General features: G+C 39.6%; 10 protein-coding genes and 1 tRNA gene. 7 read left to right on the top strand and 4 right to left on the bottom strand.

All coding sequences use genetic code 11. The features are described 5' to 3' along the window. Positions 1-149 precede the first annotated feature (149 nt). The 3 genes from NH399_RS10450 (at position 150) to NH399_RS10440 (ending at position 3,116) form a co-directional block, all read left to right on the top strand. Positions 150-395: a hypothetical protein gene (locus NH399_RS10450; protein WP_253040043.1), complete on the top strand. Its 246-nt coding sequence runs from the start codon at positions 150-152 to the stop codon at positions 393-395. An 820-nt stretch (positions 396-1,215) separates the two neighbouring features. Next, the gene (locus NH399_RS10445) at positions 1,216-1,929 is read left to right on the top strand and encodes a hypothetical protein (protein ID WP_253040041.1); all 714 of its coding nucleotides are present in this window, start codon (positions 1,216-1,218) and stop codon (positions 1,927-1,929) included. Between the two features lie 761 nt (positions 1,930-2,690). Next, complete coding sequence (locus NH399_RS10440; protein ID WP_253040039.1) at positions 2,691-3,116, top strand: hypothetical protein; 426 nt, start codon at positions 2,691-2,693, stop codon at positions 3,114-3,116. 507 nt (positions 3,117-3,623) lie between these two features. On the opposite strand, the gene NH399_RS10435 is transcribed toward NH399_RS10440, so the two are convergent. Together NH399_RS10435 and NH399_RS10430 are read right to left on the bottom strand one after the other, a co-directional pair. Then, positions 3,624-4,982 (bottom strand): tyrosine-type recombinase/integrase, encoded by a 1,359-nt coding sequence (locus NH399_RS10435; RefSeq protein ID WP_253040027.1) that lies wholly within the window; start codon positions 4,980-4,982, stop codon positions 3,624-3,626. 271 nt (positions 4,983-5,253) lie between these two features. Next, on the bottom strand, positions 5,254-5,748 hold the full coding sequence (locus NH399_RS10430) for a hypothetical protein (protein ID WP_253040025.1): 495 nt from the start codon (positions 5,746-5,748) through the stop codon (positions 5,254-5,256). 357 nt (positions 5,749-6,105) lie between these two features. Here NH399_RS10430 and purT point away from each other — a divergent pair, with 357 nt between their 5' ends. From purT to NH399_RS10415, 3 genes are all read left to right on the top strand, one after another. Next, positions 6,106-7,287 carry a formate-dependent phosphoribosylglycinamide formyltransferase gene (purT, locus tag NH399_RS10425; protein ID WP_253040023.1) on the top strand — a complete coding sequence of 394 codons (1,182 nt, stop codon included), beginning with the start codon at positions 6,106-6,108 and terminating at the stop codon, positions 7,285-7,287. A 279-nt stretch (positions 7,288-7,566) separates the two neighbouring features. Beyond that, complete coding sequence (locus NH399_RS10420; RefSeq protein WP_253040021.1) at positions 7,567-7,755, top strand: hypothetical protein; 189 nt, start codon at positions 7,567-7,569, stop codon at positions 7,753-7,755. A gap of 215 nt (positions 7,756-7,970) precedes the next feature. Next, a complete protein-coding gene (locus tag NH399_RS10415; RefSeq protein ID WP_253040019.1) occupies positions 7,971-8,297 on the top strand; it encodes a hypothetical protein in 327 nt (108 codons plus the stop codon). Positions 8,298-8,306: 9 nt separating this feature from the next. Here NH399_RS10415 and NH399_RS10410 read toward each other — a convergent pair whose 3' ends face one another. After that, on the bottom strand, positions 8,307-8,579 hold the full coding sequence (locus tag NH399_RS10410) for a hypothetical protein (RefSeq protein ID WP_253040017.1): 273 nt from the start codon (positions 8,577-8,579) through the stop codon (positions 8,307-8,309). 150 nt (positions 8,580-8,729) lie between these two features. Beyond that, positions 8,730-9,503 carry a DUF3750 domain-containing protein gene (locus NH399_RS10405; protein ID WP_253040015.1) on the bottom strand — a complete coding sequence of 258 codons (774 nt, stop codon included), beginning with the start codon at positions 9,501-9,503 and terminating at the stop codon, positions 8,730-8,732. Between the two features lie 391 nt (positions 9,504-9,894). Between NH399_RS10405 and NH399_RS10400 the strand changes: the two genes are divergently transcribed. Continuing rightward, a tRNA-Lys gene (locus tag NH399_RS10400) sits at positions 9,895-9,970 on the top strand. Positions 9,971-10,055 lie beyond the last annotated feature (85 nt).

Raw genomic sequence — 10,055 nt, 5'->3', positions numbered from 1 at the left:
CAAGACTACTTTCTATCTGCATATTTATATGATAGAGAAACATTATCTTATAAAGCTGTTATGTGAATTGTAAATCTCGAAATGTTTACTTGATAGTTTAATCGGTGTTAGTTGGAGGCATTATGAGTAGAAGAGAATTTTATAGAAGTGTGCATAAAGTATTTGAGACCAGTGTAGAACGAAATTATACACTCATTGTCTTTGGTGATGAACTAGCAAGGCGAGAGAAATATCAAGGTCTAAATGGTATGGATGCTATACATTACTATCTGGTTCAGAAGCACAATTGGTTACCATCTCAAGTAAAAAGTCTTTCTATGGATGAATTACACTTTCTACTAACAGAAGATATGCACGGTTGGGAGTTACCCAAAGAGGCTGTATTTGAGGATTGATGACAGTGGCTAATGGACCTAGCCTAAATATCCACACCATAGTTGACCTTAAACTCTATCTTTAAGATAATCTCTAGCTTGGCTATGAGGGAGTTATAGGTAATACACCAATTACAATGTTCAAAGGATGAACAATTAAATATTTAATCATAAGCGTTTAACAATGAAGATAAGTTTATTGCACATCTATGAGACGGCTTAGGACTTCACCTTTCAAGGACTGAAAAAGAAGATGCTGATTAAAGTCTAAGCGATGAGAACTTAAAAGTGTGACACTACCTTCTATAGCTTTAGAAACTAATGTAACAGTTTTGGTTATGAGTGTTGTTAAAAGTGCTCTTTGGTCATTGGCTATTGAATTTTGTATGAAAGAGTTAAATTAGAACAGTAGTTATAAGCACCATCTAAAGCAGTTGACCTAGGAGCTATCTTTAAGATAACTTTAAGCCTCCTAAGAGGGAGCTATAGCCGATATACTAATTACATGTTCAATGGATGAGCAATAGTTACAAAGTCATAGGTGTTATAGCTGATTAAATTTCTTAAACTTTTTAAGCTATGGATACAACTTAAGTCATCGCTTAGACCATCTTAAAGATGTCTTAAAGATTTATTTCAGATTAGGTGTAATAGAATTTACCATTGTTGTTATTGCTATAGGTGTCTTAAAGATAAAGCTATAGGTTCTTAAGAATCTTAAAGGTAATCTCTCTTAATAATAGGAAGTTAAGGCGGTGTTTTAGGCTATAGCCCTTGTGCTGTAAGGTGTGCAGAGGTTTTACGCTGTCCCATTTTTTGAAACTCATTCATAAGGAGGTTTATGAAACGAAAATACGCGTGCATGGATAGCACAGAGCTACTAAGAGTGGCTAAGTTAAATATGAGCAAGAATGCTTTAAATCTATTTCTGGAGGTGGCTGCAAGAGCTGATAAATGTAATTTACTGGTGTTATCGAAGAAACCCTATCAAACCTTTAAGCTCTCCCATTCGGCTTACTACAGGCTGATTAAGGAGCTTGAACGGTGCTTAGTGGCTAGGGTGTTAACTATCTATGATAAGTCCTATCTGATGCTTAACCCTGCTTTAAGATGGGCATGGGATATCGAGGAAAGAGACTATTGGCAAGAGGTGTTTGAGTTAGGGACATTGCCTGATGGTGAAGGTATTGGCTCTGAGGAGCCCGAAGAGAGCTACGAGCTGTGTATTCAGGACTATCCGATACCAGAAGACCTAAAGAGTGTTATACGATTAGAGGGGAATATAGCCTTTTATGAAGACACTGGCGAGGTGGCTTATGTGTTTCCAATACTTAAAGTTAGCGAGGATGAAGTGAAACAAATTATCTTATCCGAATACTGCAAGGAGCAGCGTTATAAGCATGAAAAGAAGAAGCTAGAGGAACCGTTGCACTGTGAATTTATGAGCAACAAGGTGTCATTTAGAAAGCCTGCTAATGATGATGTAAGGAGCTATAACTACAATCGTTTGATTACGGATAAGCTAGAAATGTCAGAAGGAGTTATAAGTTATTGATTTTACTTAAAAGTACCTATTCGGTAGTTTTGAATGCTTCATCAAGCGGCTTACAAGTCAGCTCTGAGTGCGTTGTAAGTTATTGATAATATTGAAACACGGTGAAACGCCGTATTTGGATTTGCTGACCGTCTCGTTTCAGGACAGTTAGGAACTCTCAAGTCTGGCTTAAAGGTTGCCCTGAGTGCGATGTGTTATTGATGCAGAGTTGAGGGGCGACGAAACATCGACCCCTATCAGGTGAAGTATTGTTGTAACTCATTGATGTCACCTAAAAGTAGGAATATCCGACATTTGAACACTACCATTTCGAATGTTGGGGTATTCTATTCAATGCCCCGTTTCAGGGTATTTAGAAATTCTGCTGTATAACCAAACCGGAAATTTCAGATTCGCTTAAAAAAAGAATTATGCAGATTTGCACAGTTTCTCTGGTGGTTTAACACTAATACTAACGACTGCCACATGTACTGATTTAAGTGATCTGTAAGCTGTTTATAAGCCTCTCTGAGATCTTATCTCTAAGGGGGAGGGGGTAGAAATATCTACAGATAAAAGCCTCTCAGACCGCCGCCTAGTGTTATTTACATGGCCGCAGGTTAGCTAAACGTTTTTTAAAGGTAATTCGATATTTATAGCCTAATACCAGGGTTGATATGAGCTATTGTTTCTCTTAGGTATTTAAATTTATGCTATAAATATCCTTCTTCACTAGGCATCTTGCTGAGTGAATAATAGTCAATTAGCAGTGTTTTTAAGTTATGAATAAACTAACAGTGAGACTTCAGTTTAGAGAAATGCTAGGAGAAGAGAAATATATAAAGTTTCTCTCTTTGCTTATAGATGGAAAAGGAAAGCGGTTGCTTTATTGGCAAGAGAAAGCTTGGGAAAGGTTTCAAAAGAAGTTTGATTATCCTTTTAGTGATTATGAACACTTACTGTCAATTTTTGAGTATTGCCATGTTCATAATGTAGATTTACAAGAAGACACTGTAGAGATGGTTTATGGTACGGTTATACCTCCGTCGAAAAGTGAGCAAGAAAAAATTGAAATGCTATACCCTCATGTGAATTTAGTAGCCTATGGCCCGTGTTGGGAAGAAGACAAAAAAAAGACAAAAATAAAGTTCTGTCATAAATGCCGTGAAGTATACGCTTTAGAAAAAGAAGTCAAACGAAGACGCTAAGTAAGAGAAATGCTTATTACCGTTAATTGCTATAGGCCTCTATTTTTATAACATAAATATGAGCGCGGAGTTTAAATTTACCGCTTTTTGTAAATATATATAAAAACCAAGCTTTAGGCGCACCACAAATTTCGGGTGCGGTTGTTTTCTGAGCAATATGCACATTGATCAAGATACGGCAGAGACAAAAAATTGCGACTAACCGCTGAGTGTAGTTTTAGGGGAAAGAGTAACAAGAAATCCTGTTTTATGTTGTGGCGTGTTTTTTATGGCGGTTCAAAAAGCACAACTTGTTCTTTTTAGATTTTCAAAGTCGACGTTTCATCGCTTTTAAGAATTGGGGTTCCCAAAACCTAAAAGTCACGTTTTGTTACTTTTGGAAGTAGCGAGCTAGCAAGCTTGAATCGGAGTGTTTTAAAAGTATCTATACTAAATGCTCTGATTCAAGGCTTCGAAAAGAGGTTGACATAAATGAAGGGTTAGAAGAGAGCCGTTAAGCTCACCTCTTTACTTCTCCGTATTAAACACCAAGCTATCAAACTGTAAAAAAGGTTCTAGTTTCTTTTCAACCTTATCTATGGCTGGTTTTAAGATTTCTTTAATATTTGCACCGTCTGAATATAAGCCGTAAGTTAACGTTTGATTGTGAGAGTGTCCACAAAGCCACGCGGCGGTTCGCTCTTCAATCTTGGCATTCTCACAAGCTGTTGCAATATTGCATCTTAAACTGTGGAATGATTTCTGACGTGATGTTATTCCAAATGCTCGCTTAGCTTCTTTGATGTTATAACTGAACCAGCCCGCAAACCTGTTAGAAGTTCTTCTTGCTTCATTAAATAAAAAGTCTTCGGGATTTCCTTCTGCAAGTTTTTTAACTACATCAATGTATCTATTCATAACAGGAATATATCTAATTGCATTCTTGGTTTTTACAGAGCGATATTTATCATTAACGTGAAAGCATAATACATCATCAACATATTTTACATCGCCTTTTCTAAGTCCTGATATTTCTTCTATACGCATACCAGAGCTAATTCCCAGAAACATAAAGAGCTTAGCTCCTATAGTTTTACATCTGGGAATGTAGTGTTTTAGTACTCCCTCCCACTCAGTCAGCGTTAACGTTTCGTAAGAGTTGATTTTCAAAGTATCTAAAGAGTGAGCAGTAAACGGCGATGCTTTATCAATAACATATTCTTTATTGGTTGCATAAATCCATGTTTTATTGAAGATTGATAAAATGTCACGAATGGTTTTATGTTTCAACCCCTCAACTTTTGAAAGGTACTCAATAAAATCAACCACTTTTGCTCTGCCAATATTTTTTAAAGGTGTAGATTCTTTATCAAACTCTTCCCACCTTGACGCAGATTTAAATATTCTCATTAAGTAGTCATTGGACTTCTTGCCTAGAATTGTATTTCTATACTCCTTAGCGACTTCTGGAAGTGTGTAACCTTCTTGAACACCTGAAAACTTAGCCTCGCCGCCCTTAGCAATTCTAATAGCGTCTGCCATAATCAAATCGCCTTGGTTGTAATAATATTCAGGGTCGTGCCCATCAAGCCAAGTTTGAGCCGTGTCATGATCTCCTAACGATTCTTTATAAGATTGCTTAAGGTCTGCTACGAGAGAACGTAAACGGTGGCCTTTGGGGTTTATTCCAGCTTGTAGTTTTAGACTTTCCCATTCACGCAAAAAGACATCTCTATGCGCTCTGGCTTCTCTAAGATTATTTGTTCCTGTTGAACGTGTTAAAACGGCTTTGTTATTTGTTAGATGACGTAATGCTGTCGGTACAGCGATTTGAACCAAATACACGCCGCCTTCTTTTTTCTGTTTTAGATATCTTCTATCTTGCATAATTTAATGACTCCTTGTCATATATTGAAACGAGATTTTACCAAGAATAGAAAGTATTGGAAACCAATAGAATGCAAGCAAGGAGTAGTTTATTGAGTTGTAGAATATCACTTTATTACCTTAAAGATTTAGACCCCGAAATAGACCTTTGCTTTAGGGGCGAATTAGTAAAAAGTGAGAGAATAAGCGGTGTGTGGGGCAGTTTCGCTTAATTTAAGAGTATAAAAATAGGCTAAAGTGCGAAGCGAGTTGCTCCGCACAATCAGGAGTATTAACGTTCACTATCGATTGGTGTGACTTCGCGATCAGCTTGTCGCCAGTAGCGTTCCATGCCATCGATGCCATCGAGTGGTTTTAATACTTCGAGTTTTTCTTTCTCTTTGATTTCTACCAGTGGTGGAGTGGCATAACATTTGTCGAGCTTGAAGCTTAAGCCTTGTGATGTGTGATAACCGGAAACCATGTTGGTATAGGTGTAAGGTGCGTAGGGGCGGACTCTTACCTGTCCTTTACCTGGTACGTTCCCCCAACCACCGCCACCAGCGAAGTAACCTGCGTAGTTATGAGAGGCTTCCCATGCAATATAACGCTGAGGATCAACTACGCCACCAGGAATAGGACCAGTAAAGTGGGTATTAATGCCCGACTGAGTCCAGCTTATATTTGCGATTTCTACGATAGTACCTCCATGGCACCAAGGAACAGCTGAAGCGGCACCAGACAATGTCATAGCAGTAACTACAAAAAGCTTTCTTAAGTTATTCATGGTTTTCTCCATTGAAACGGATTAAATAGGTCGGTCACTCCGACGGTACGTAATCAGCCTAATGAAAAGCGGTTGTTATTGACGAGAGATATGGCGGGCAAAAGTGGGATGATTGGGAAAATCTGGGTATATAATACTGCTAAGCTATTGAAGTAAAAGGCGATCAGAGAAACTCAAAAATCTTGTCAGTTATTGGTCGTCGAATTTGAGCTACAACGAAGATGAATAGCACGTAGGCTTTTTGTATGTTGTCGTTGCGAGTACAAATTGTTTAAAAAAAAGGATAAAATCCCTTTCAATTGGAGCGCAACTTCAACAAGACGCTCTATTTTCTCATTTAGTTAAATAGGAAACTTTATGTCTTCAATTGGTACGCCTTTTTCAGAAAACGCGACTCGAGTTTTACTATGTGGTTCTGGCGAGTTAGGCAAAGAAGTGGTCATTGAATTACAGCGCTACGGCTGTGAAGTCATTGCCTGCGATCGTTACGAGCAAGCCCCAGCAATGCAGGTAGCTGATCGAAGTTATTGTTTTTCGATGTTAGATGGTGCAGAGCTACGACGGGTCGTGGAGCTGGAGAAGCCAGATTTAATTGTGCCTGAGATTGAAGCGATTGCAACAGACACTCTGGTTGAGTTAGAAAACGAAGGTTTTAATGTTGTACCCACAGCCAAAGCTGCACAGCTAACTATGAACAGAGAAGGCATACGCCGCCTGGCTGCTGAAGAACTTGAGTTAGCAACGTCGCCTTATGAGTTTGCAGATAACAAAGAGGATTTTTTGGCCGCTGTAGAACGCATCGGTTTTCCCTGTATTGTAAAGCCTATTATGAGTTCATCTGGTAAAGGGCAAAGCACCATGCGCAACTCTGATGATGTGGAGGCCGCGTGGGATTACTCGCAGGAAGGTGGACGTACAGGAGCGGGTAAAGTCATCATCGAAGGTTTTGTTGATTTTGATTATGAGATTACTTTGTTAACGGTTCGTCATCGAGACGGCACCAGTTTTTGTCAGCCCATTGGTCATCGACAAGAAAACGGTGATTATCAGGAATCATGGCAGCCACAGGCAATGAATGAGCTGGCATTGTCTCGGGCCAAAGAGGTTGCTGAAAAAATAACATCAGCTCTGGGTGGTTACGGTATTTTTGGCGTTGAGCTTTTTATTAAAGAAGACAGCGTCTTTTTCAGTGAAGTTTCTCCTCGTCCTCATGATACCGGTATGGTGACTATGATTTCTCAGGATTTGTCTCAATTCGCATTGCACGCAAGAGCGATTCTGGGCTTACCTATTCCTAATATTGCGCAGCATGGACCCTCCGCATCTCGTGTTATTTTGGTTTCTGGTGAATCGCAAAAAGTGAACTTTGGGCAGTTATCAGAAGTATTGTCTGAATCCGATACTCAGTTGCGACTTTTTGGTAAGCCAGAAGTTTCTGGAACTCGACGTATGGGTGTTGTATTAGCTCGTGATGAGTCTGTCGACAAGGCCGTTGCGAAGGCTATCCGCTCGGCACAGAAGGTTGACGTTACTCTTTAATTCATTGGAGTGTCAGACTTTCGCCATTAAAAATTGCTATCTGCTATAAAAAAAGCCATTGCTCTCAGTCATTTTTATTGTTTTGGGTAATAAACAATCGACGACGGAGGCAATGGCTTACTTCTATGTAAGCAAAGTCGGATTTGCTTGCCTTCAAGGTGTATTGTCGAATTCATTAGTGTCTAATAGTAAAGTCTGTTGCTGTTTCGTAACAACAAAGATGTTCTACCAAAGCACGACGATAGGTCTTAGTATCAGTTAACATAAGCGAGGTAGTCTATGGTTACGCTCTTCGACAAGAAAATTACTTCTTCGAAAGTGGTCAGCGTATGGATCCTTGATAAAAGACGAATGGAAGTTCCTGGCTATTTAATTAATGGTAGGTTACGTGATCTGGAAGGTAATATTTATAAGGATGCTGACTGGCGTATGAGGGAACAAGCATTTGATAAAGTAAGAGATCTTTAAAGAAAATCTATGTTAGCTCCCTTTTTAGTAGTAGAAAGCAAATTTCATATTGAAATTTTTAACGCTATTTAATTAGAGAGTTCACAGCGCTCCATTTCGCTGATTGAAAATTGGTCACTATAAGGTATTCTGCCCACCCCTAAATCATGACAATTATTGCGGTTAGTACCAGAGTTTTTAATAAAGGTTACTAACCTGACTAGCGGGTAAGGCGCATGAATTTATCAACCATTGCTTCCCATGAGCCATCATTGAGTTTTCTGAACGGACAGCAAGATGTTAACTCTGAGTTTGGTGGATTGATTAACCATTGTTTGAGTACTGAGAAAATCCAGCTGTGTTATGCTCAGGCCGAAGCTGTTGCCGTACAATTAATGCTAAATTTGCAGTCGGCGACGTCGATGATTCATCGGCTACGTTGTCAGATGGAATTGGATGTTTGGCTCAATCAGGTCGAGATTCGCGACATGACCTATCAGGGACAGTTTGAGCAACTGAAAAGCGTCGTTGTGGAAGAGCTGAAACTGATATTCAGGGATTAGGCAAGAAACCTAGTTTTTCACAATATGATAGATATCGATGGCAAACTGGTGCAGAGTCCACTCATTGTCAGAGTTTTCTATGATGGCCTCTAACCAGACAATATTCTCGTCCTCAATTTTTATTATCTGCAAATCTGCTTGTAAGCATTGATGGATATTCTTCAGGCTGTTTTCATCGACGGCTTCGACTAACCAGTCTGGAAGCGCACTCACACTTACCTTGTCGCCTTCTTTAAAATCCTGCTGACTAGAATAATGAGATGAAAAAAGCTTATGTCCCACAAGGCCCCCTACCATTATGTTAAGCCTTGATGTGATATTTATAGGCTCATGCAAAAGACAGTACAATTAATATCGCTAAAAGCAATATTAATTGTAAGGGTAAGAGAATTTGTTCTGCTTTTCAATAAAAGTGATTAAAAATAGTACAGTTTATTGCTCCAAAACCGTGGGGCGTGGGGATTGAGCGGTGTCTTGAACGGCTTGCGATTTGTTATCCGCTGAGGTTTCTGGCAATCCGATACGACCGATTCCTGGAAGTTCTAGCGCTAAATCAAAGAGATCGAGTTCCAGATTTAACCCGAGTAAGTTCAACTCTACCCCTTCTTCATATCCAAAAGTAAGTCCTAGCAAACCCCATAACGAAAATTGTACACCGCTTCCACTTGGCGACAGGCCAGCAACCTGATTGATTGGGCGATAATCTTTACCGATTGCGGTTGAGGGTAAATCGAGTCCCAGCTCAGGCACTTGCTTGCCGACGTAAGCAGTAAAGGTATTGCTATTTGGCCCTGGCCAGGCGGTATAGGTGGAAGCATAAGGATAGCTGGCAACTGCCTGTTCTATTTTGGGAATGAGTTGCTCGGCTTTAATGCCACGCACATCAAGTAGCAATTGAGGCTGATGACCCCACCAGTCTCTATCTGGCATGTTGGTGCGTGTGACTAAGGCGCTTTCGTAGCGTCTTAATCGCCATCCAATAATTTCATAACTGGTGTAATGAAGGGCACCACGAGGTTTAACGCTGATCCAGGTGTGGACCGCTAAAGCCTTTTTCTTGCCTTTGGTTCGCGCTGCATACACTTGAATAACGCTGTCTGAATAAATCTCTGGCTTTGGTGCAAAGGTGCCTTTGGTATCAACGGAAGACAAACAACCGCTGAGGATAAAAGTGGATATAAAAGCAATGAGTAATCTTCTCGGCATGTGTTAATCGTTATTAGCGCCTACTACTAGAAAAGCCTAATTTACTGCTTTTGAAAGCACTATTGGCAATTTATCCGCTGCGTTGAGTCTATTCTGCGTTGGTATGAAAGTAGCCTTATCAAAGTTAAAAGTCGAGTGGCTATTATTTTGGATTGCAATCTATCTAAAATGATAGGTTTTATTTGTTGGGAATTCCATCTAAGAAATTAAATATATAATAAAATCAATGCTTTAAGGCTTTTGTCAAAAGTTGGCACGCTCTTCGCTATAACAGAGGTGACATTTATTGATGCGCTAGCGGAGTGGAGTCGTCATCCACCTGGCACAAGGGTTATTAACTTTATTGTGTACCAGCCTTCAACAATGTCCTCAGACTAGGGATCTGATTATTGTTTTTGTAGCTCATAGGGTAGAGCAATTGACTTTTAATCAATTGGTAGTCGGTTCGAATCCGACCTAAAACGCCACAATCTGGAATAAGTACTTTGAAGAAAACATGATTTCTCAGTTGCAAAAGCAACAGCAAGCATGAGTCGCTGATAACGGGTTCAT

Source organism: Pleionea sp. CnH1-48, from assembly GCF_024124665.1.
GTDB lineage: Bacteria > Pseudomonadota > Gammaproteobacteria > Enterobacterales > Kangiellaceae > JAMXSB01.
This window is presented reverse-complemented; position numbering and strand designations above follow the sequence as displayed.